The organism is Aeribacillus sp. FSL K6-8394, assembly GCF_038008865.1.
Taxonomy (GTDB): domain Bacteria; phylum Bacillota; class Bacilli; order Bacillales; family Aeribacillaceae; genus Aeribacillus; species Aeribacillus composti.
Map to the genome: position 1 here is coordinate 1454960 of NZ_JBBPAA010000001.1, position 22758 is coordinate 1477717.

Annotated in this window: 19 protein-coding genes; 6 read left to right on the forward strand and 13 right to left on the reverse strand. The window is 36.9% G+C overall.

Annotated features, from left to right (window positions below; translation table 11 throughout):
* The first annotated feature begins 107 nt into the window (after positions 1 to 107).
* Positions 108 to 944 carry a pyrroline-5-carboxylate reductase gene (gene proC / locus NSR00_RS06870; RefSeq protein WP_130157792.1) on the forward strand — a complete coding sequence of 279 codons (837 nt, stop codon included), beginning with the start codon at positions 108 to 110 and terminating at the stop codon, positions 942 to 944.
* A 128-nt stretch (positions 945 to 1072) separates the two neighbouring features.
* Entirely contained in the window at positions 1073 to 2098 is a 1026-nt protein-coding gene (gene namA, locus NSR00_RS06875) for an NADPH dehydrogenase NamA (RefSeq protein ID WP_340787770.1), read from the forward strand.
* Between the two features lie 263 nt (positions 2099 to 2361).
* Here namA and rnz read toward each other — a convergent pair whose 3' ends face one another.
* Complete coding sequence (rnz, locus tag NSR00_RS06880) at positions 2362 to 3291, reverse strand: ribonuclease Z (RefSeq protein ID WP_130157788.1); 930 nt, start codon at positions 3289 to 3291, stop codon at positions 2362 to 2364.
* Between the two features lie 177 nt (positions 3292 to 3468).
* Between rnz and zwf the strand changes: the two genes are divergently transcribed.
* Positions 3469 to 4944 carry a glucose-6-phosphate dehydrogenase gene (gene zwf, locus NSR00_RS06885; protein ID WP_340787773.1) on the forward strand — a complete coding sequence of 492 codons (1476 nt, stop codon included), beginning with the start codon at positions 3469 to 3471 and terminating at the stop codon, positions 4942 to 4944.
* 85 nt (positions 4945 to 5029) lie between these two features.
* On the opposite strand, the gene NSR00_RS06890 is transcribed toward zwf, so the two are convergent.
* On the reverse strand, positions 5030 to 5302 hold the full coding sequence (locus NSR00_RS06890; RefSeq protein ID WP_094246179.1) for an acylphosphatase: 273 nt from the start codon (positions 5300 to 5302) through the stop codon (positions 5030 to 5032).
* 398 nt (positions 5303 to 5700) lie between these two features.
* On the opposite strand from NSR00_RS06890, the gene NSR00_RS18055 reads away from it, so the two are divergent.
* Positions 5701 to 5769, forward strand: coding sequence for a LuxR C-terminal-related transcriptional regulator (locus NSR00_RS18055; RefSeq protein WP_412674568.1), 69 nt, complete (start codon positions 5701 to 5703; stop codon positions 5767 to 5769).
* Positions 5770 to 6120: 351 nt separating this feature from the next.
* On the opposite strand, the gene NSR00_RS06895 is transcribed toward NSR00_RS18055, so the two are convergent.
* From NSR00_RS06895 to shc, 7 genes are all read right to left on the reverse strand, one after another.
* Positions 6121 to 7302, reverse strand: coding sequence for a sugar ABC transporter permease (locus tag NSR00_RS06895; protein WP_063388156.1), 1182 nt, complete (start codon positions 7300 to 7302; stop codon positions 6121 to 6123).
* Positions 7303 to 8802 (reverse strand): xylose ABC transporter ATP-binding protein, encoded by a 1500-nt coding sequence (locus NSR00_RS06900; RefSeq protein WP_130157813.1) that lies wholly within the window; start codon positions 8800 to 8802, stop codon positions 7303 to 7305.
* A gap of 91 nt (positions 8803 to 8893) precedes the next feature.
* Positions 8894 to 9982: a D-xylose ABC transporter substrate-binding protein gene (gene xylF / locus NSR00_RS06905; protein ID WP_063388155.1), complete on the reverse strand. Its 1089-nt coding sequence runs from the start codon at positions 9980 to 9982 to the stop codon at positions 8894 to 8896.
* Between the two features lie 221 nt (positions 9983 to 10203).
* Positions 10204 to 11478, reverse strand: coding sequence for a response regulator (locus NSR00_RS06910; protein ID WP_066247636.1), 1275 nt, complete (start codon positions 11476 to 11478; stop codon positions 10204 to 10206).
* Positions 11471 to 12904 (reverse strand): sensor histidine kinase, encoded by a 1434-nt coding sequence (locus NSR00_RS06915; RefSeq protein WP_340787775.1) that lies wholly within the window; start codon positions 12902 to 12904, stop codon positions 11471 to 11473. Before NSR00_RS06915 ends, NSR00_RS06910 begins: the two co-directional genes overlap by 8 nt.
* Entirely contained in the window at positions 12901 to 14016 is a 1116-nt protein-coding gene (locus NSR00_RS06920; RefSeq protein ID WP_340787778.1) for a sugar-binding protein, read from the reverse strand. The genes NSR00_RS06915 and NSR00_RS06920 overlap by 4 nt, the downstream gene beginning before the upstream one ends.
* A 210-nt stretch (positions 14017 to 14226) precedes the next feature.
* Entirely contained in the window at positions 14227 to 16089 is a 1863-nt protein-coding gene (shc, locus tag NSR00_RS06925) for a squalene--hopene cyclase (RefSeq protein WP_340787781.1), read from the reverse strand.
* Positions 16090 to 16179: 90 nt separating this feature from the next.
* Here shc and NSR00_RS06930 point away from each other — a divergent pair, with 90 nt between their 5' ends.
* Both NSR00_RS06930 and NSR00_RS06935 read left to right on the forward strand, forming a co-directional pair.
* Positions 16180 to 17331, forward strand: a complete 1152-nt coding sequence (locus NSR00_RS06930; protein WP_063388151.1) for a DUF2515 family protein — start codon at positions 16180 to 16182, stop codon at positions 17329 to 17331.
* The gene (locus NSR00_RS06935; RefSeq protein WP_327019718.1) at positions 17252 to 17719 is read left to right on the forward strand and encodes a CBO0543 family protein; all 468 of its coding nucleotides are present in this window, start codon (positions 17252 to 17254) and stop codon (positions 17717 to 17719) included. Before NSR00_RS06930 ends, NSR00_RS06935 begins: the two co-directional genes overlap by 80 nt.
* Before the next feature lie 194 nt (positions 17720 to 17913).
* On the opposite strand, the gene NSR00_RS06940 is transcribed toward NSR00_RS06935, so the two are convergent.
* The 4 genes from NSR00_RS06940 to gndA all read right to left on the reverse strand — a co-directional run bounded on the left by NSR00_RS06940 (position 17914) and on the right by gndA (position 22737).
* Positions 17914 to 18585 (reverse strand): ABC transporter ATP-binding protein, encoded by a 672-nt coding sequence (locus NSR00_RS06940; protein ID WP_063388150.1) that lies wholly within the window; start codon positions 18583 to 18585, stop codon positions 17914 to 17916.
* 296 nt (positions 18586 to 18881) lie between these two features.
* Complete coding sequence (locus NSR00_RS06945) at positions 18882 to 20384, reverse strand: hypothetical protein (RefSeq protein ID WP_063388149.1); 1503 nt, start codon at positions 20382 to 20384, stop codon at positions 18882 to 18884.
* 161 nt (positions 20385 to 20545) lie between these two features.
* Positions 20546 to 21097 (reverse strand): hypothetical protein, encoded by a 552-nt coding sequence (locus tag NSR00_RS06950; RefSeq protein ID WP_063388148.1) that lies wholly within the window; start codon positions 21095 to 21097, stop codon positions 20546 to 20548.
* Between the two features lie 227 nt (positions 21098 to 21324).
* Positions 21325 to 22737: an NADP-dependent phosphogluconate dehydrogenase gene (gndA, locus tag NSR00_RS06955; protein ID WP_063388147.1), complete on the reverse strand. Its 1413-nt coding sequence runs from the start codon at positions 22735 to 22737 to the stop codon at positions 21325 to 21327.
* Positions 22738 to 22758 lie beyond the last annotated feature (21 nt).

Here is a 22758-nt window from a genome sequence, read left to right on the forward strand (position 1 = left end):
ACGTTTTCTCGCTACCTTTCCCACTGAATCTCTTCTCTTTTAAACTAAGTTTATAGGGAAGAAGTTCAAAAGAAACATATAAAACGATCAGGAAGGAGTCTCTTTTTATGTACAAGTTTGGATTTATCGGAGCCGGATCTATGGCGGAAGCTATTATATCCGGATTGATCAACGGGAACAAGTGCCGGAGAGAAGAGATCGTTGTGACAAACCGTTCCAATGAAAAGCGGCTCGAGGAGCTGCAAAAAACATACGGCGTCACGATTACAAAAGATAAAAAGCATTTGTTTGACAACACAAAAACGATTTTTTTCGCGATGAAGCCGAAGGACGTTGACGAGGCAGTAAAAACAGTCCGCGAATACGCAACAGAAAACCATCTTGTTATTTCCATGCTCGCAGGCGTTTCAACGAAAGCAATTGAAACATTATTCAACAAACGTATTCCCGTCATTCGAGCAATGCCGAATACGTCCGCTACCATCAGACAATCAGCAACCGCCTTGGCACAAGGACAATATGCAACGGATGGTGACCTGTCAGCAGCTGTTGAACTGTTTCAATTGATCGGAACAGTTGAAATTGTTGAAGAAGACAAGCTCGATGCCGTCACAGGACTGGCAGGAAGCGGACCAGCCTATATTTATTACATAGTAGAAGCAATGGAAAAAGCAGCAGAAGAAATCGGTTTAGAAAAGTCCATGGCGCGCTCCCTCATTGTTCAAACACTTTATGGGGCAGCATTAATGTTAAAAACGTCTGACAAAGAGCCGTCTACTCTAAGAAAAGAAATAATGAGCCCAGGCGGCACAACTGAAGCCGGCTTAAGCGTCCTAAACAATCATCACGTAGATGAAGCTATTATAAGCTGTGTGAAACGGGCAGTCGAACGGTCAAAAGAATTAAACAGCGCTTTGGAGGAAAAACTGGTGAACGAACAATAATCTGAAATCGGACTCGGGTTCAGCGAGCAATACTGAACCCTTTTTTATATTTACCAAGCAGATCATATGACAAAAATAATCATAATTGCTAAAATTTTAAAGGAAATATTTAGGGAGGCGAATAAAAGATGAAAGACCGATTATTATTTTCTCCATTTACGATTAAAGATGTCACATTGAAAAATCGAATTGTCATGTCGCCGATGTGCATGTACTCAGCCGCAAATAAAAAAGGATTTCTTGAAGATTTTCATTTCACACATTACATTTCAAGAGCGGTGGGACAGGTGGGCCTCATCATTCTTGAAGCAACAGCTGTTTCGCCGGAAGGCAGAATTTCTGAATTGGACCTCGGTATATGGGAAGATGACCATATTATAAAATTGGCTGAACTTGTGCAGCAAATCAAATCATACGGAGCGAAAACAGGCATCCAGCTTGCTCATGCAGGAAGAAAGTCAAATGTGAGCGGAGACATATTCGCCCCATCTTCAATTCCTTTTGATCAAAACAGCCGTACACCGAAAGAACTGACAAAAGAACAAATAATAGAAACGGTTGAAAAATTTCAATTAGGAGCAAAACGAGCTAAGGACGCAGGCTTTGATATCATCGAAATCCATGCAGCCCACGGTTATCTCATTAACGAATTTTTATCTCCGCTATCAAACAAGCGCAATGATGAGTACGGAGGAAGCTTAGAGAACCGCTACCGGTTTTTAAAAGAGGTTATCCAAGCCGTAAGGAAAGTGTGGGAAGGCCCGTTGTTTGTTCGTGTTTCCGCCAGTGACTATGTTGAAGGCGGATCGACGATAAATGATTACGTACAAATTGCTAAATGGCTGAAAGAGGATGGTGTCGATTTGATTGATGTCAGCTCAGGAGGGCTTGTCCCGGCAAATATAGATGTTTATCCCGGGTACCAAGTGCCATTTAGCGAAAAAATCAGACAGGAAGCAAACATCAAGACAGGGGCAGTCGGCTTAATTACTTCACCTTTGCAGGCGGAAGAGATTTTAAAAAACAACCGGGCGGATCTTATTTTTGTCGCCCGCGAATTATTGAGAAATCCATATTGGCCTTACCATGCAGCTAATGAACTAAACGCAAAAATTGAATCGCCGACACAATATGAACGCGGATGGCGCGTATAAAAGAAGAAGCTGTCTCAAAAAAGCCTTTTGAGGCAGCTTTTGTTTGCATATTGCATTTTCCAAAGCATACAGTGAGTGTTGAATCAACATATAATTCTTTCATTGCCGCAACCGAAAAAATTTTGAAAGTTCAGAGATTCTGCAAGAATCATGTCGACGATTTTTTTGCCCGATTATAGGACTAAATATGCCTGTAGACGATTCTTTTATTCTATGTAAAAAAGGCGGCGAAAGTTTCATTTTTGGCATCCCCATACCATTTTCTACTTTTTAGGAATTGGGACACATAAAAAATCATGGGCAAGGCTTGCTTCTGGAAATACAGCCCTTGCTTCAGCAAGAAGCATTTGACAATCCTCTTCGCCTTGATATCGCGAGCTAATATGCGTCAGCCATAACGTTTTTGCGTTTGCCTCTAAAGCAATTTGCGCTGCTTGAACTGTTGTCGAATGAAAATAATTGTAGGCCAAAAGCTCTTCATCCTTTGCAAATGTCGCCTCATGCACTAAAACATCCGCATCCTTTGATAATTCGACGCTTTGCTTGCAATATCTTGTATCACCCAAAATCGAAACAATCCGTCCTTTTTTGACAGGACCTAAAAAATCTTTTCCATTCAAAACTCTTCCATCAGCAAGTTGGACTGTTTCGCCATTTTTTAATTTTTTGTATATAGGTCCAGGTTTTACTCCAATTTCTTTTAATCGATCCGCTAAAAGTGTTCCGGGCAGATCCTTCTCTATAATCCGATAACCGAATGAAGGGATACCGTGCTCCAATTTCTTTACCTTAACGATGAATTGATCATCCTCAAAAACGGTTTCATCGTCAAATATTTCTTTTGTAATAAGCGGATATTTAAGATGAGTAAAGCTTAACTTCAAAGTTTGTTCCACAAATTCTTTAATGCCGGGAGGACCGTAAATTACGAGCGGGCTCTCGGCGCCATGAAAGGATCTTGTTCCTAACAAACCGGGAAGTCCGTATATATGATCACCATGCAAATGCGTAATAAAAATTTTTTCAATTTTTGCCGGTTTGATGTTCGTATATAAAATCCGGTGCTGTGTCGCCTCGCCGCAATCAAACAGCCAAATAGAACCGCGTTCTTCAAGCAATTCAAGCGCAATGGAAGACACATTTCGATGTTTGGCCGGCAGACCAGCACCTGTTCCTAAAAAATAAAGATTCAACGTTCGCTCCTCCAAATGTCTTTTTATCTGTTATTATAATACATTCATTCAATATTTAGCAGAAAAATCAGCAAATATTATTTGCGTTACAGTACGTTTACCTTTAAAATTAAATATTTGAACGGGTACATATTTTTAGCAAAATTTATAGCAAAACGATAAAGTGAGGTACGTTCAGTGAATACAATCCAGTTACCAAAAGCAATCATCATTATATTCGGAGCAACAGGAGATTTAGCGAAAAGGAAATTATTCCCATCCATTTACCGTTTATATCAAAGCGGTAAGATCAGCGAAGAATTCGCGGTCGTTGGCGTGGCAAGAAGACCATGGACGAACGAAACGTTCAGGGAAAATGTTAAAGATTCCGTTGAAAATGCAGTTTCCGTCAACAGCGATCTAACATCCTTTACTTCGCATTTTTATTATCATCCGTTTGATGTATCGAACCAGTCTTCGTATCACAGCTTAAAAAGCTTACTTTCCGACTTGGATGAAAAATATCAAACGGAAGGGAACCGAGTCTTTTACTTGGCGATGGCGCCTGAATTTTTCGGAATCATCGCTAACAATTTAAAAGAGCACGGTTTAAAAGATACAAACGGATGGACAAGACTTGTCATTGAAAAGCCGTTCGGCCATGACCTAGCTTCCGCCCAAAAATTAAACGATGAAATCCGCGCCGCATTCGATGAAGAGCAAATTTACCGAATCGACCACTATTTAGGAAAAGAAATGGTGCAAAATATTGAAGTCATTCGATTTGCCAATGCGCTTTTTGAACATTTATGGAATAACCGTTTTATTTCCAATATTCAAATTACTTCAAGCGAATCACTCGGCGTGGAAGACCGGGGCAACTATTATGAAACATCCGGTGCGCTCAGAGATATGGTGCAAAACCATATGCTGCAGATGGTGGCCTTGCTTGCGATGGAACCGCCAATTAAATTAACGACTGACGAAATTCGTTCCGAAAAAATTAAAGTGCTTCGTGCTTTACGGCCAATTCAGGAAAATGAAGTCGACAGCTATTTTGTAAAAGGCCAATATACAAAGGGAATAATTAATGGAAAAGAGGTTATCGGCTACCGAGAAGAAGCAAATGTAGATCCCGATTCCAATACAGAAACGTTTGTGGCCGGAAAGATTTTGATTGACAATTACCGTTGGGCAGGCGTTCCTTTTTACATTCGCACAGGAAAGCGGATGAAAGAAAAATCAACAAAAATTGTTGTCGAATTTAAAGATATTCCAATGAACCTATACTTTAAAAAGGAAAGCGACCGCGTTCCAAACTTGCTTGTCATCCATATCCAGCCTGATGAAGGGATTACGCTTCATCTCAATGCCAAAAAAGCGGGAGTAAGCTCAGAGGCTACACCAATTAAGCTTTCTTACAACAATAACGGCATCGACGGTATGAACACTCCGGAGGCATATGAAAGATTGCTATATGATTGCATGCAAGGCGATGCCACGAATTTTACCCACTGGGATGAAGTCGCCTTATCATGGGCATATGTTGATCCGATTTCAAATGCATGGTCCCGTAAAAAAGCGGCCTTCCCTAACTATGAGGCAGGCTCGATGGGTCCTAAAGAAGCGGATGAACTTCTTGCCAAAGACGGCTTCCATTGGTGGCCGATCTAATGACATTTTTCAATTTAAAAGTGTTGCCTTATTAAAACACCCCTTGTACAAATAGGGGTGTTTTATCATATTAATGCTTTAATAATTAATAACGAATATCAAACTTTTGAAAGCCTTCCACTTCATCATGTTCCGTTAATTGTATATTTTCAACTTTTGAAAAAGGACTACCTTTTTGAATAGAGGCAAGAAAGTTCTGTAAATTTTGCTCCTCTCCTTCTGCAACGATTTCAACCGTTCCGTCCATCTTGTTTCGAACCCAACCGGAAATTTGGTGCTCGACCGCTTTTGATTGCGTAAAATATCGAAACCCCACTCCTTGCACACGTCCTGAAACAATGATATGGTATTGCTTCATTTTTTCACTCCTTTCATAAATATTCTTCATTTCTATCTTAATTTATTTTTTACCGAATTTAGATATAAACGAAACGGTTTGTGAAAGAATTAATCAAAAAAGTGATAGTTAAAAAATATATCCAATAGAGGCTGTCTAAAAAGTCAAATCCTCATTGAAAAATATCAATCTATCAACATTTCTAAAACATTAAAAGAGCGTCTATAAGCCGAAAAACGACTTATTAAACATCCCCATCCAAATTATAGAAAGTAAAGTTCATAGGGGGGAATTTACACAATAATTTGGACTTGACCAAAGAATTTTGCAAGTTAAAAAGATAGAAAATCAATATAAGATGGGAAAAATCCAATCACAACTAACGCCAACCGAATGAAAAATATTAGAGTTCATAGATAATACGTGAAATTGCAGATGAAATGTTCATTTCCATCCGAACGGTCAAAAACCATGTCAACAACATTTAAAAAAATGGAAGAAAAAAGCAGCAAAAAAATTAGGCTTATTTAAAAGGTAAGTTTAGTTATCGAACTTCTTAATTGCTTCTGGAATTACCAATAGGCTTTTTTATTTATGTGATTTTACATTTAATAAATCACATTCCGTCCTTAGTGATTTTCCTTCGTTGAAACACGATGCCTAAATGACCACAAGGATAGGAAATGAAACGAGGTTTATTCCAAGCTTTGCATAGTTTGATATAGTCTTCATAATTATATGGAAATTTTACAGCATACTGGTACATTTTTTACCAACACAAATAGGGCTGAAACTATGAATGATATCCAAAGTTCAGCCCTTTTGTCGCAGATTTTTAACTACTTATTTTTTTTACGGCTTGCAATATCTATCCAGACTGCTAGTACAAGAATACTTCCTTTCACAATGTACTGCCAATAGGTGTCCAACCCCATAAGGGACATTCCATTATCGAGCGATGTCATGACCATGGCCCCTATAATCGCACCAATAATCGTTCCAGATCCGCCCATTAAAGAGGTTCCGCCAATGACACATGCAGCGATAGCATCTAATTCATACATCTGGCCAGCCGAAATGGTAGCAGAAGAAAGACGAGCTGTTAACACAATTGCTGCAACGGCTGATAACAATCCGCTAAATACAAACAGCATCATCGTGCGACTTTTAATATTAATTCCTGATAAACGCGCAGCTTCTGAATTTCCGCCAATTGCATAAATATGACGGCCAAATGTTGTGTTATTCGCAATAAATGAAAAAATGACTGCCAAACCGATAACAAATATAATGGGAAACGGAATTCCTTTATAGCTGTTCATCGTGATGACGAATAAAACAATGAGTGAGCTAAGAAAAAGTATTTTCATGATTTCCAATGAAAGAGGCATTACTTCAAATCCATAATTTAAGCGAGTTTTTCGTTTTCTTATTGTTAAAATAACCAAAATGACTACTGCTAGTATGGCCAACACAATCCCAAACATATTTGTAAAATAGGCACTTCCAAGGGCAATAAAATTCGCATCAAAAATAGGAATGGTTGTTGATTTCGTTATTCCCATTAAAATGCCGCGAAATGCCATCATACCGCCTAAAGTGACAATAAATGCAGGAATTGCCTGATAGGCAACTAGCCAACCCTGAAGTAGGCCAACAATTGCACCAGCAACTAACGTGACAACAATGACAACAATCGTTGGCATTCCCATCCAGTTACTAAATATGGCAGCAATACCTCCTGTAAGACCTACAATGGATCCGACAGATAAGTCAATGTGTCCGGCAACAATAACGAGGACCATTCCAATCGCTAAAATAGAAGTAACAGACATTTGAGTGAATAAATTTGAAAGGTTACGCGCTGTTAAGAATGTATCGTTCAAAATTCCAAAGAACAGCCAAATCGCAACTATGGCACCAATCATCGTATAAGCCCGTACGTCAATTTTTCCGATTATATCTTTCAACGACTTTTTTTTGACATTTGTCTTTTGTTGAGCCGTCACTTTTAATTCCATTTATTTCCCTCCTCCCGTTGCTGCTGACATAATTTTTTCTTGTGTGGCTTCTTCTTTCGTCAGCTCTTTCACAAATCTGCCTTCGTTCATGACCAGAATTCGATCGCTCATACCAAGTATTTCAGGCAGCTCTGATGAGATCATAATGATTGCGACTCCTTCATTAACCAGCTGATTCATTAATTGATAAATCTCATATTTTGCCCCTACATCAATTCCCCGTGTAGGTTCATCTAAAATTAAAATTTTCGGCTTAGACATCAACCATTTGGCAATAACGACTTTTTGCTGATTCCCTCCCGATAATGCTCCAACTTTCGTTTCAAGAGATGCCGTTTTAGTTTTTAACTTCTGGACAAACTGTTGGCTTGATTTCATTTCTTCATTATGGTTCATAACGCCCCATTTGCTAATTTTTTTCAAACTGGCAAGAGTGGTATTTGTTTTCACATCCATACTTAAAACAAGACCAAAGCGTTTTCGATCCTCTGTCACTAATGCTATCCCTTCATTAATAGCATCTTGAACGTTGCGAATGTGAACCTTTTTACCTTCTATCCATACCTCGCCTTCCCGTTTTCCCTCATATGCTCCAAAAAGACTTGTGGCAAGCTCTGATCTACCAGACCCCATTAATCCAGCTATTCCAAGGATCTCTCCTTTTCTAAGTGAAAAGGAAATATTATCATTTACCTTCATTTTTGGCATATCTGGATGCCAGACAGAATAGTTTTTCACTTCAAGAATCGTTTCTTTTGGAGTTCGTTCAGCTTGCGGATATCGTTCCGTTAATTCTCTGCCGACCATTAAAGAAATAATTTCATCTTCACTTGTTTCATCTTTGGATAGAGTTGCAATGGATTTTCCATCACGTAAGACGGTTATGGAATCAGCTAAACGAAAAACTTCAGGCATTTTGTGAGAAATGTAAATACATGTTACCCCTTTTTTTCTTAATTCCTCTAAAATTCCCATTAATATTTCGACTTCACTCTCTGTTAAAGCAGCTGTCGGTTCATCTAAAATCAATATCTTCGTATTTTTAGACAAAGCTTTGGCAATTTCCACAAGTTGTTGCTGCCCGATGCCAAGTGAATAGATTTTCGTTTGAGGAGCCACATTTAAACCTACTGCATTTAACCATTCGGATGACTCATAAAACAATTGATCCCATTGGATGACGCCATATTTTTTCGGTTCTGCTCCTAGAAAAATGTTCTCTCCAACTGTCAAATCTTTAACGAGTGCAAGTTCTTGGTGAATAATTGCAATCCCTGCCTTTTCTGCATCTTTAATATTGCGGAAATGTACAGGGGTTCCGTTTATACGAATCTCTCCTGAATATGTTCCAGTTGGATATAATCCACTTAATACTTTCATTAACGTCGATTTACCCGCTCCATTTTCACCACAGAGCGCATGAATTTCACCTTTTTTCACTTTAAATGTTACACGGTCTAATGCTTTCACTCCGGGAAACTCTTTTGTTATTTGATCCATCTCTAACGAATACAACCATCTTCCCTCCCATTCGCAGCATGATAGAATGAGAAAGGTCTGACTCTTTTGTAAGAGTCAGCCTTTATAACATTTAATTCTGTTTTGGCCATTGATCTTTTGGAACATTTTGATAGACATCTTCTAATTTGTGAAATCCATCTTTAATGACAGTATCTAGAACATTTTCTTTCGTTACAGCAATAGGATCGAGAAGGACAGATGGAACATCGATTTTACCGTTCGGTATTTTTTGATCTGTTTCGATTTTTTCTCCTTTTGCAACAGCTACAGCTATTTCAGCCGCTTTCGTGGCAATAGCATGAATTGGTTTATAAACCGTCATTGTTTGCGTTCCTTCCACGATGCGTTGCAGCGCAGCCAGCTCTGCATCTTGACCAGACACAGGGATTTTCCCTGCCAGTCCTTGAGCCGCTAATGCTTGAATGGCGCCGCCAGCTGTGCCATCATTTGCTGCTATAACTGCTTGAATATTATTTTTATTTGCTGTTAAAGCGTTTTCCATATTTTTCAATGCTTCTTCAGGCTTCCAGTCCTTTGAGAACTGATCATAAACAATCTTAATATCCCCTTTTTCTTCAAGCGGTTTTAACACATTCATAGCTCCTTCACGGAATAGGTGAGCATTATTATCTGTATCGGCACCACCGATGTATACATAGTTTCCAGTCGGTGCTTGCTTAACAATCTCTTTCGCCTGCATTTCCCCAACTCGAACATTGTCAAAAGATACATAGTAGTCTACATCTGCATTTTTAATCAGGCGGTCATACGAAATAACCTTAATTCCTTCTTTATGCGCTTTGTCAACAATAGCTGCTGTAGCTTCTGCATTATGTGGTACAACAACTAACACATCTACCCCTTCGGAAATTAATTGTTCTGCTTGATTCAATTGAGCGGCATCATCGCCATTAGCCGCAAGCGTTTTTACTTCTGCTCCTAATTCTTTTACCTTTGCTTCAAACAGGTCTTTATCGCGCTGCCAGCGCTCCTCCTTTAACGTATCCATTGAGAAACCAACCACAATTTTGTCGCCATCTTCTTTTGCTTGACTGCTTTTGTCCTCGCCTCCCGATGAAACAACGCCGCATCCTGTTAAAGCAGAAGCTAAAACAAGTGATGCAGCTGCCATCGATAAAGTTTTCCACCATTTCTTCATTTGAAACCCCCCTCGTAATGTTTACGCTTTCATTTTTAAGCCTATCACGCATATGAAAACGATTTCTTTCTTATTTCCTTCACTTTTTCGACTTATAAAGAGACATTTTTCACCTGTAAAAATTTTACTGACTACCAAAATAGGATTCTTTTAATATTTGTCAAAAAAGTGCTAAAAAAAGATCACCCCTCCTGCACGTATAGGAGAAGTGATCGAATTTATCATTTATTTTTCTGCAGTTGGTTTCGATACTCTTTTGGCGTCATTTTTGTAACTTTTTTAAAAACTCGGCTAAAATAGTTAGGATCGTTATAACCAACATAATAAGAGATTTCTTTTACGTTAAGATGGTATTGTTTCATCAGTTCTTTCGCTTTTTCAATACGCATATGTGTTAAAAAATCAGAGAACGTTTGGCCCGTTTCCTGTTTAAATCGTTTACTAAAATAGTGTGGATGAAAATTCATCAATTGAGCGACTTCCTCTAATGTAATATCTTCGTGAAAATGATCAGAAATAAATTGAAGTGCTATATCTAGTCCCTTCGTATTCTCTGAATTTAGTAAAGCTCGATTCTTTTCTTTCTTGTCTGAATCGTGTGCAGCCTCTACTTCTGAAATATGTTTTACCCGTCCAAAATACGGTTGAGATGTTACAGCCAGAAGAGCTTCTTGATACGACTTTTTAAAGCCTTGAATATCCTTTTGCAAAGTACCAATTCCTATTTTAATTTTTTTGTTTGTTCGTTTTTCGATTTCCTTCAACCATTTCATGGAAAGAGTAATCCATTGATTTCTCGTCATATCCTGATCGGAAGGAAAAGAAAATATCGTCATACGATGATCGATTAAAGGACTGCATATACACTCTTGTTTATTTTTCATATACCTTTTGACAATTTGGTATAAATCTTGTTTCTCTTCCATCTTTATATCGGAAAATTCAATGACAAAGGCTACACTAGTTCGGTGAGGGATTTTTAACAGAGAAAGCAATTCATCCACGTCTGTTTCTGATACTGCATCCATCATAATCATTAGGGCACATTCGGATTCACTAATTGAAAAAAGGTGTCCCAGCTTTTCTTTCATTTTCAGTTCCTTCTCACGATTTAGCAATTCTTCTTCTAATTCTGATATACATTTTTTCAACACAGAGACAATTTTCTCTTTTTTAGCTGGTTTTAAAATATAATCATTCACACCGAGTTCAATGGCTTCTTTTGCATAGGAAAAATAATCAAATGCAGTTAATATAATGATTTTAATCTTAGGATTTTGTTTTTTTATTTCTTCAATCGCCTCCAGTCCTTGAATACCAGGCATTTTTAAATCCATAAATATAATTTCCGGCTGATGCTTTTCCATCTGTTGTATCGCCAATCGGCCATTTTCAGCATGAAAAATTTGAAATTGATTGGGCAAACATTTTTGAATCATCAATTCTAACCCTTCACGCTCTAGAGGTTCATCATCTGCAATGAGAAGTTTATACATGCATCTTTTCCCCCCTTACTCTTGGTAATGACAACAAAATCGTGGTGCCGTGACCTTGCTTGCTTTTAATATCCACGATATCATGTACTTGGTAAAATAATCGCAAACGTCGAAATACATTTTCCATTCCTAATCCTGTTGAATGTCCTGTTGATTTTTTAATTGAAAAAGATGGTGACTCGAGTATTGTTTTCACAATCTTTTCATCCATCCCTACACCATTATCCGAAATTTTCACCAACACTCTTCCTTCTTTTTCTTTGACGCTTAACTCAATAACGGCTCCTGATTCCATTGATTCGATCCCGTGGACAAAAGCATTTTCAAGCAAAGGCTGAATCGTAAGAGCTGGTATTGATTGGTCTAAACAATGATTATCAATCTCCATTCGAAATGAAATACGGTCACGAAATCGTGCTTTTTGTATGGCAAAATACTCTTTTGCATTTTCAATTTCTTCACGCAGCATGACAGGTTCGTTTAATTTTCGCAAATTATATCGTAATAAATTGGAAGTAGAAATGGTTAGTTCACTCGTTTTTTCAGCTCCTTCAATATATGCAAGCTTTGAGATCACATTTAATGTGTTAAATAAAAAGTGCGGGTTAATTTGACTTTGAAGTGCTTTTAACTCTAATTCTCTCATTAATTTTTCTTTTTCTAGTATTTCCATATTTTTAGAGATTAATTTTCGTAAATTTTCAATCATCTGATTAAACACTTTTCCTAGTACCCCAACCTCATCATTTGGCTGGTATATCGGCACGTTCGTATTTAAGTCTCCCGCAGCGACTTGTTTAGCTGTTTGAACAAGCTGCTGAATGGGAATGACGATACTTCGAGACAGCCAGATAGCAAATACGATACTTAATGCTGTGGTTACAATAAACAAACTTCCTCCCCATTTATTCATATTTTCGTTAATTGCCAACATACTATTATACACAGGCTGGTATTCACTCAATTCCATGTCTACTAGTTGTTGACTATCCTCCCGAATGAAAGAAGCAACTCTTTCTATTTCTTTGAATTGATCAGCTTGATCCAGAAATTTTTTTTCTTTTAAGTTTGTTAAAATAGCTTCTTCCAGTTGGAGAAAAGTATTGATCATATTTTTGTAATTATCAACTACTAAAGCATTACTGGCCGAATTGTTGCTTAAATTACTTTGCAGAGCTTCTAAATTAGCTTTATGTTTAATTAGCAAGTTAAGATTTTCTTTATCTTGATATATGAGATAGCTGCTTAAATAGCGAAGATTTTCTTGAGTTTCATTGGAAATTTGTTTGTATAAGTAAATACGATGGACCATGAAGTCATAGCTCTTTTGAACTTTTTTTCCACTATCAAAAATAAAAAATGCTATAGTATTGAGTAAAATGACGAGCAATGGAATAAAGATAAACAATTTTGTCCGTATATTCACGGTGTTACCTCCATTTGTACGTTTGATGCATCTACTTTTTTGCTTGAAGTAAAATATACGTTTGGAATAGGTTGTCCTTGCAAATGCTTGGACATTAATTGAACAGCAATAAAACCCATTTCATATGGTTTTTGAATGATGGTTGCTGTAATCTCTCCTTTTTTTATTGCCAATAATGTTTCTTCGACGTCATCAAATCCAAAAATTTGAATATCGGATCGTTGCAAATTTTTCACAGCCACTGTCATACCAATTGCATCTAAAGCACTTGTCCCAACCATCACTGAAATATCGGGATATTTTCTTAACATAATATCAGCTTGAATGGACGCTTGTATTCTTGAAATATTGGATGCTTGGACTTCCACTACTTCTAACCTTGGATGTTGTTTAATAACTGACAAAAAACCATCTAGCCGCTCCAGTTGATTGTCAGATGATTCACTCCCAATAATAACCCCAATTTTATGCTGCCCTGTTGTCATATCTACCACGGTTTTCCCAAGCAATTGACCAGCTGCAAAATTGTCTGTCCCTACATAGGAAAGACGACGGCTCGCTTTAGCATCTGTATCAATTGTGATAATTGGAATATTTTTGGATATTGCTTTATTAATGATTGGAGTAAATGTTTCTTCATCCAAACTTTGAACAATGATTCCATCTACTTTAGAAGCAATTGCTTTTTCTAATAGCTTAATCTGTTCTTCAATACTTGTTCGTAACGGAGCGACATATTCAACTTCTACTTGAAACTTTTTTGCAGCATCCTGAGCACCTTTTTCTACTTTCCGCCAGTATGGATTATCGAATTCTTGAGCAATAAGAATAAAATGCGGAGGTTCTTCATGTAGGGAAACCCTTTTGTCAAGAGCTTCCACTGTCTCTTCCATCTGCTTTGACGTCCATATAAATTGAATAAAAACATATAGAAACAAAATAATTAAGAATAAAAAAGTTAATGTCCATCTTTTGTTTGACATATATTTCACCTTTAGCTCAAATAAATTGTAATCGTTTACAGTTAATCCGATTAAATATTTTGATAATCTACAAGCCTTATATCTATTAATATTATTATAAACTAGTGCGATTTCCTTTTTATTTTTCATAAATTTCTCATGTATGACTCCTCATAGGGAAATAATTCATAGCTTTTGTCTTACACTGATCGCTTTTTTAGGAGTCTCGCGAATTTCACTTTAAATGAGGATAGCTTTCCATTGAAACATCGTTCTACTATTTTTCGGTAGAAAGGTTAAAAATTAATTATCAAAAATGTTACGGCCGCAGCTTTTTGCGTACAAATTTCCATCCTCTAATCACCATTTCTTTACATAATGAGCCAATGCCAGCAAAGGAAAAATATATTCATAGCTTGGATAATGAATGTAAAATCCGCCAGGTAAGCCTTGACCTTTTGGGTATGTGATTGTCCATGAATTTTCATCTTTTGAATTTAATAAATAGTTCACTGCTTGATTCATTTGTGGTGTAACCGTTTCTTCTGCCGCTACCAAAGCGTCTAATGCCCATGCGGTATGCACTCTCGTACTAGCTGGTAAAGGGATAAATTTTTTCTGCATATCACTTTTACAAGACTCTCCCCAGCCCCCATCGTCATTTTGAATGGAGTATAACCATTTCACAGCCTTTCGTACGGCAGGGTGATCTCTTCTCACCTTTACTGCGATTAAGCCTGTTAATGCACACCATGATCCATAAATATAACAAATTCCCCATCGTCCATACCAAGAACCATCGCTTCGTTGATTTTTTAAAAGCCACTTTACCCCTTGCTTTATAAACGTTTGATTGTAGCTTGATCGTGTAAAATTCCCTAAAAACTCCAACGTTCTTCCCGTTAAATCAGGAGTTGATGGGTCAAGAAGCATTTTTTCCCCGCCTTCTATCGGAAGCCAAGATAGCAATGACTTATTGACATTTTTTTCGAACGATCCCCAGCCCCCATCATCGTTTTGCATAGACAGGAGCCATTTCATTCCTCGATCCCAAAAGGAGCGATTATTTAATGCTTCTTTTCGCAACGCGCGTAAAGCCGCTGTTGTATCATCAATATCCGGATTCATCGTATTAATATTTGAAAATCCCCATCCCCCCGGTATTTGATACGGATTATGAACAGCCCAATCACCATATAGATAGTGCTGGCGAGAAAGCAAATATTGATTTGCTCTTTGAATAGCAGCTGACGCAGATGGCACACCAGCTTCTTGTAATGAATAGCTTAATAATGCCGTATTCCAAACAGTTGCCGTCGTGTATTGAATATGAGTGTGCCCATCTATTGTTGTCTTCATTGACTTTAGCCCTTGAACAGCCCGAACAATAACTGGATGCTTTTTCGAATATCCTAGAGCCATCAGAGCAAAAATCATTAAAAATGTTGAACTAAAGTAGCTATAAAAGGTACCATCTTGTTCAATTCGATTTAACATATATTGTTCTGCTCGATGTAATGCCAATCGATGAAGCTCAAAAGGAGTACCTACTAATTGTTTCATGCCGTCATATATAAACGAAAAAAAAGAACGCCATTCAGAAGAGTCAAAGTCCCAAAGGTCTTCATTTCTATGAACATATAAGTCTGATAAGTCAGGAGTATGCTTTGTCTTTATACTAAACTTGCGATCAGCAGCAATCAATATCGGTGTTAAATTGGCTCTTGCATAAACGGAAAAGTCAAAAAAATTTACAGGAAAAGTAGTTGGAAATAAAATGAATTCGATCGGCAGATGAAAGGATTTAGGCCATTTGATTTGGTCCGTTAAAGCAAGCATGACTTTCGTAAACATATTTACTTTTCCAATGCCACCATGGTTTATGATAAACTTCCTAGCTAGTCGCATGTTTGTATTGTTTTGATCGATGAATCCCGAATAAAGTAAAGCATAGCATGCTTCAACTGTTGTGGATAGATTTCCCTTCTCTTCATCGTAAAACAGCTTCCATGCTCCGTTTTTCTCCTGTTTACTTAATATCCTTTCAACGAGTGATTGAATGAATTGTTCATCATGAATTTCCAATGTTCGTAATAAGATAATCATATAACAATCTGTGGCAATACCCGTTTCAAATGGGAAATCCCAAGCTCCGTCAAAATTTTGCCTCTTTAGGATGAATTCCGCCAATCGATTGATTTCAGCTTCAATTCGTTGTTGCATCCTATTCACCACCACTTCATGTAGTAAGTTTTAGCTTATTCCTATACATATTCAGCTTTTATGGAAGCTATTCGATGAGGGAGGAATAGGATGGTCTTTCCATGGTTGAACAACAATAAATTGATTGATCAACAGCTTTTGAAAATTAAGGAAGATCTCGTCGAAAAAATGAAATATAACGTAAATCAGCCTATGCCTCCTTTACAAACATGGGAACAAAACATCATTGATTCCATTGTGAACGTGACAAATACACTCAACACTAACAACGTAACTAGAACAGCTGCATATTTAAATTTTTATATCAGGCATCCAGACATCCATTGGGCGCTCTTAGGACATATGGTTTCCCGGAATGGAGGATGGCATATGACCGATTTAAAAGGAGACTTGTTAACAAGGCTAATATCAGAAAAGGAGCAAAAAAACTACTTTTTATTTTTAGAACGTGGAAATTGGTTAATCTTTCAAGATGTATTCCCGCAATTTTTACTTTATCACCACAGCTTACGCATGAAACGAAACTTATTTTACCTCCTCCCCTATTTAAACGTATCAACATTTATGGAAACAATCTGGAATCACTATTGGGAAAACAGAAACTATTATTTACTGGCAATCGCAACGGTCATCAATGAACAAAACTATTTAGAAAAACATGTTATTCAAAATCATCATTTTCAAAAGACCGTATTAAACACAATTGGTTTCAAGCTTTATGATTTTTTGCGATTTAATCACATCATCTTTCCGTATGTTGAAAATGAAACAAAGCCTGCTTTAATCGGAGCGACGCTGCAGCATTTTGCATCGCTTCATGAACGAATTATGTTAGGAAAACGTTTATATTCTTTGCTTTTTCACCAAGAGAACGTTTTACAAGGAGTGCTGCGTTGGGCCAAAAAAAATAAGCATACAGGTTCGAGAGCAGATTACTGGGGGCACCTCTTTCATCATGTGAAAGAATCATTGCCAGGCACAATCTATAAACGAAGGACAAAAAAGTGCGAGTTGAAAAATGGAGAGCCGCGCATTTACAGCCCTCAATTAAAATTCGCTTGGGGAAATATCAAACACGAAGTCGCGGACAGTGGAGATTGGTTCCATGATTGGAAGGTCATCCACTATTTAAAAGAAGAAACATTTTCAGGCGGGGATATTTATGAAGATTATTGTAAAACAATCGAAAAAATTGAACTTACCATCATGGCGAAAAAAGCAATTTTTCTTAGAAAGGAATAACATTGCTTTACTTGCTGCAACACTTTTTGCCTCTTTACTTGGAACATACTTAGATTTGATTTTTGTTGAATGCAGATTTTACGCCTTTCCAAAACGATTGTTCCCGAAAATCTTCTCTATTAACATCTTGTTTACGCTCGTCATTCTACCTATTATCACCGTCTCATTTTTAATCGTCATGCATAAAATCCGTCCTTTTGTTCGCCCAATCCTATTTTGCTTGATTGGTATTTTAGCCTGCATTTTTGAACAAGCCGCTGAACGAGCGGGCGTGTTTATCCATTCTTCTAATTGGAATCATTTCTATTCTTTTTTTGGATATATCCTTTTCTTTATAATTATATGGAGATTTTACAGCATACTGGTGAATTCTCCCCAAAACAATTAGGGCTGCAACGTTCAGCCCTTTTGAAGCTGTCGATTACGGGAAAAGAGGCTCCCAATAAAAGGATCAATGAGATCTTTCTGGAGAATGATAAATCGGTGATTTTTTCGGTCTTGACAATAATTGATGTTTTATGCCCGACAGCATAATTAACGGCATCGATTTTGAAATGGCTGAAGCATCTAGCAAAAATATTTTTATATTTGATTTAACACATAATGTTCCAGTTCGCTTTCGCTGTATTGATTGGCAACTTGATGAATTTTCCCGTTTTTCAGCAATAATATTTCATCGGCCAATTTATGGGCGATCGGGATCATATGCGTGGAAAGAAGAACAATATTTCCCCTTCTGGCATAAGAAACGAGCTTCTTATAAGTTTCAGCAATGTTAATCGGGTCTAAAGATACTAGCGGCTCATCCAACAGCAATACCTTCGGTTTTATTAAAAAAGCAACGGCTAAAGCCAACTGGTGCTTCATTCCATGCGAATAATTGATGACCAGTTCGTGGATAAACGACTGAATTCCTTGTTCTTCACAAAACCTTTCCAATTCATCTTTCGACATATTCAAATGATAGATTTTTTGAATAAAATCTAAGTTGTCAAAGCCAGATAAAAAATCTAGAAAATTTGGCTTCTCTGAAACATAATGAACAAGCTCATTAAGCTTTTTGTTATCTTTTACTATAATCGTGCCGGAATCATAAGCTAGAATGCCGGACAAAATTTTCATCAATGTCGTTTTTCCCGCACCATTCCTCCCTAATAGACAATAGATATTATTTGGTTCTAATGTAAATTGAACTCCTTTTAATATTTCCATTTTCGCCCGATACGACTTTTTTAAATCCGCAACTTGAATCATCTTTTTCAACCCTACTTTATGTTAATTTTTAACATTCCCCTCTATATTTAAAGAGAAGACAAAATAATCCCATTGTTGATTCTTAATTGAAGCTGACTGCAAGCCAACGCGACCGCTGTCTTCTTAGCTTATATAAAATGAAGCGAAATGTTGATAAGCTGTCCATGACCGATCCTGTTGAAAAAGCAGCAAAAATTAGCATAGTGAATAATGCGACAAAAATGGTGCGTTCATCAAATAGATTTTCGTAGAAGCAAATTGTTTAGGTAAATTCCAAGCACGCCATAATTCAAAAATCAATGAAATCGCTCATAAAAGAAGACTCTTATTCGATCGATTTTATGAAAAATTAAAAATAAAATTGTACAAACACAAATGAGACTTAGCATTTCTCCAAAAAATAAATTGTTTAAACCTATTAGACGCAGCAAGGATTTTATAGAAGCAACGAAGGCAAAAAAGAGAACGATTAAAATCCCGCCTAATTTTTCAAACGCTTTTTCGTCAATAAAATATTTTTCAAATTGATAAATAAACGTACAATAAATGATTAGACTGGAAAATATAAAGGCAAATCCTAATAAAATAAAGGATAATGCTGCCAGATCAGCTGATATCAACTTCGCAGAAATTAGTAAAATCACCACAATGAAGTATTGAACCCATAAAATATACGAAAACATAACAGACGTTTGAATGATCGAAAGTTTATGTCTTTTACAAAGCAAAATGATATTCGAATGATTATGATTCATGAATAGAGAAATAAATAGAAAAACTGTAAAAAGAGATATATCATTCACCCTTATAGGAAGAGATTCGGCAAATAGAAACAGCAGAACAGTTAATGTATACGTCACGAAAAAATGGCTGTTGATGATCCCATTTGATCTTATATAATTGAAAAAAATATATAATGACTTCTTTTTAGGCAAATGGTATTTAGAAAAAGATCGTATTACTTGCTTTTCAATGAATAAATAATCGCAGGCTTTATGAAAGAAAAACAAGCAAATTCCTATTAAAACAATGCCCAGCCAAAACAGCCATCCATGTATTCTCAACTCATATAAATTGACTTCGGTAGGGACAAATTTTATTACAAAATCCGCAAAATCTCCGTGAATAAAATAACGAACGGCAGAACCAACAAAAAATTCAAGATCTTCTTTTTTTCCATTGATGAATAAACAGAGAAGCAAATAAATGAAAGAAATAATGAACCGATTGCTTCCAAAGGGGTAGCTTCGCTTGAACACAAATAATAAAAATTTTATAAATGCCAGCACAAACCCATAGAAGAACAAAAATGAAAAGATTTGCAGAAGAAAAACAAAGCCTGCATAGGAGTTGTAATATGTCTGTACGATAAAAAAAGGCAATGACATGAGCAAAAGAAACAGCCATATTAAAAAGAAGCCTAAAAATTCATTAGTGATGATCAATTTCTTCTTTATGTCTGCTGAAAATCTGCTTTCAATTGCAAAATTGCGAATTTCATCGCTAACACCGCTTCCAGCCTGAATTATACACAGCTGCAAAATATATAAGATAATCAATAAATTCAATGTTTTTATGGGCAAGGAAATATGGTGAAACAAGATTTGGAATAAGACCGCAAGTACAAACCAGAATATATAAGCAGCCAAACATACAAAAACAGCATATCTTTTCAGTATTTGAAGGATCGGATTAAAAATATTAGACTTCAATCCAATTCCATCGCTTAAATAAAAAAGCCTGTTTATAAATACTTTGATGATTTTATTCGTTAATAAATAGCATAATTTTAAATACATGTCTTATCATACTCGCTTACACAAGTTTAGATCGGTTTTCTCGTGAATAAGGATGAATCATGTGATATTTTAAGAGCACTAAATTTTAAAAGCCGCTTTTAGGGCACCCTTTATAATAAACTGCATAACTTCATCCTGATGCCATATTAGAAAAGATCACGTCACATAATGTATTCTTCATCAAATACGTAACCTCCTAAAAATGTAAAAGCCAAATAGACGAATAAAGAAAAAATGGTGAAAAGGAGCGGCTTTTTCCAGCTTAAATTCGCCATTCTTTTCAATAGAATAAAAAGAGCAAAAAGACCTGAGAGTAAAAACGGATTGGCTACAATGAAAAAAATATTCGAAGTATCTCGGAACATAAACAATTGCCAAATAATCGATAGCGCTAAAAAAGAAGTGAAAATAAGATAAACTCTATAAAATAAAGAAAATTGTAAAGGAATTCTAAATAGAAATTTTACGAAAAAATGAGTAATGGAAGCTCCTACAAATAATTGCATTATGACTGATAATATAATAAACACGAGGACAATTCCGAAAATTGCATAAGCCGGCGCCCCTTCTTTTTTCAGCACGATTGGAATATTTTCCGCCTCTGAGCCCATCGATATATAGATGGACAGAATGATCGAAATGAACGACAATGTAAAAGCAATAAAAAACAATACATAGCTGGAAAATTTATTATCCTTTATCCATTGGATCATTTTTTATCACTCATCTCGCTTTTTAGCAAATGAATTATAAGTCTAGTTTTATATCTTAATGGAATATATAACCTTTATTTGAATTTATAGTAATTTATGTTGAAATTTTTATCAAGAAAAATTTTGTATTTTCCTTTTTCAAAATGAAAAATAGCAGAACGGTGCTCACGAGAAAGGAAAATCAGGCGAAATGAAAAAGCATCGGTTAAAACCGATGCTTTTTATCGTTATTTATTCAGCCAATCTGTATGGAAGATGCCTTCTTTGTCAACGCGCTGATACGTATGAGCGCCGAAATAATCGCGCTGTGCTTGAATTAAGTTTGCCGGCAATGTTTCAGTGCGGTAGCTGTCATAATAAGCAAGAGCGGCAGAGAAGCACGGCACTGGAATTCCTCTTTCGATGGCAATCGCAATAACTTGTCGTAAAGCTCCTTGATAGCTTTCAACAATTTCTTTAAAATAAGGGTCCAACAGTAGGTTTGGAAGATCAGGGTCGCGATCGTAAGCGTCTTTGATTTTTTGCAAAAACGCTGCGCGGATGATGCAGCCGCCGCGGAAGATCATGGCAATATCGCCGTATTTTAAATTCCAATTATACTCTTCGCTTGCTGCTTTCATTTGCGCAAACCCTTGAGCATAAGAACAAATTTTGCTCATGTACAGCGCTTTTCGAACGGCTTCAATGAGTTCTTCCTTGCTTCCTTCATAAGGCCGTACATTCGGTCCGCTCAACAGTTTGCTTGCTTTAACACGCTCTTCCTTCATGGCGGAAATAAAACGGGCAAATACCGATTCAGTAATGATCGGAAGAGGGATTCCTAAATCAAGCGCGTCTTGGCTTGTCCATTTTCCTGTTCCTTTTTGCCCGGCGGTGTCAAGAATGACATCGACAAGCGGTTTTCCTGTTTCTTCATCGATTTTTGTGAAAATATCTGCTGTAATTTCAATTAAATAACTGTCGAGCTCTCCTTTATTCCATTCAGCAAACACTTCATGAAGCTCTTGAGCATTTAACCCAAGAACATGTTTTAAAATGAAGTAAGCTTCGGAAATTAATTGCATATCTCCGTATTCAATGCCGTTATGCACCATTTTTACGTAATGTCCTGCTCCGTCTGGACCAATGTAGGTGGTGCACGGCTCACCATTCACCTTAGCGGCGATCGCTTCAAAAATTGGACGCACCAGCTCATGAGCCTCTTTTTGTCCTCCCGGCATGATGGAAGGGCCTTTTAAAGCTCCTTCTTCTCCGCCGGAAACCCCTGTGCCAATGAAATGGATGCCGCGTTCAGCGAGCTGTTTGCTGCGGCGTTGAGTATCTTTATAATATGTATTTCCGCCGTCAATTAAAATATCTCCTTCATCGAGATATGGAAGAAGCTGTTCAATAGTTGCATCAGTCGCAGCACCCGCTTTAACCATCAGTAAAATTTTTCGAGGCTTTTCAAGAGAATTGACAAATTCCTCTATACTATACGTTCCGACGATTTTTTTTCCTGCTGCTTCTTTTAGCATTTCGTCTGTTTTTTCTGAAGAACGGTTGTAGACAGAAACACTGTAGCCTCTGCTTTCAATATTCAATGCTAAATTTTTTCCCATTACTGCTAATCCGATAACACCTATTTGCTGTTTTGACATATGAATACGTCCCTTTCTATT

Coding starts and splice junctions, on each gene's coding strand:
- shc (WP_340787781.1), bottom strand. CDS start 16,089: ATGCAACAACGAATTGAAGCTGAAATCAATCGATTGGCGGAATTCATC.
- NSR00_RS06900 (WP_130157813.1), bottom strand. CDS start 8,802: ATGGATCAAATAACAAAAGAGTTTCCCGGAGTGAAAGCATTAGACCGT.
- namA (WP_340787770.1), top strand. CDS start 1,073: ATGAAAGACCGATTATTATTTTCTCCATTTACGATTAAAGATGTCACA.
- NSR00_RS06950 (WP_063388148.1), bottom strand. CDS start 21,097: ATGATCCAATGGATAAAGGATAATAAATTTTCCAGCTATGTATTGTTT.
- NSR00_RS06920 (WP_340787778.1), bottom strand. CDS start 14,016: ATGAAAAATAAAAAGGAAATCGCACTAGTTTATAATAATATTAATAGA.
- NSR00_RS06935 (WP_327019718.1), top strand. CDS start 17,252: ATGAAGATTATTGTAAAACAATCGAAAAAATTGAACTTACCATCATGG.
- NSR00_RS06910 (WP_066247636.1), bottom strand. CDS start 11,478: ATGTATAAACTTCTCATTGCAGATGATGAACCTCTAGAGCGTGAAGGG.
- NSR00_RS06945 (WP_063388149.1), bottom strand. CDS start 20,384: ATGTATTTAAAATTATGCTATTTATTAACGAATAAAATCATCAAAGTA.
- NSR00_RS06890 (WP_094246179.1), bottom strand. CDS start 5,302: ATGAAGCAATACCATATCATTGTTTCAGGACGTGTGCAAGGAGTGGGG.
- NSR00_RS06940 (WP_063388150.1), bottom strand. CDS start 18,585: ATGATTCAAGTTGCGGATTTAAAAAAGTCGTATCGGGCGAAAATGGAA.
- xylF (WP_063388155.1), bottom strand. CDS start 9,982: ATGAAGAAATGGTGGAAAACTTTATCGATGGCAGCTGCATCACTTGTT.
- proC (WP_130157792.1), top strand. CDS start 108: ATGTACAAGTTTGGATTTATCGGAGCCGGATCTATGGCGGAAGCTATT.
- gndA (WP_063388147.1), bottom strand. CDS start 22,737: ATGTCAAAACAGCAAATAGGTGTTATCGGATTAGCAGTAATGGGAAAA.
- NSR00_RS06930 (WP_063388151.1), top strand. CDS start 16,180: ATGGTCTTTCCATGGTTGAACAACAATAAATTGATTGATCAACAGCTT.
- NSR00_RS06895 (WP_063388156.1), bottom strand. CDS start 7,302: ATGGAATTAAAAGTGACGGCTCAACAAAAGACAAATGTCAAAAAAAAG.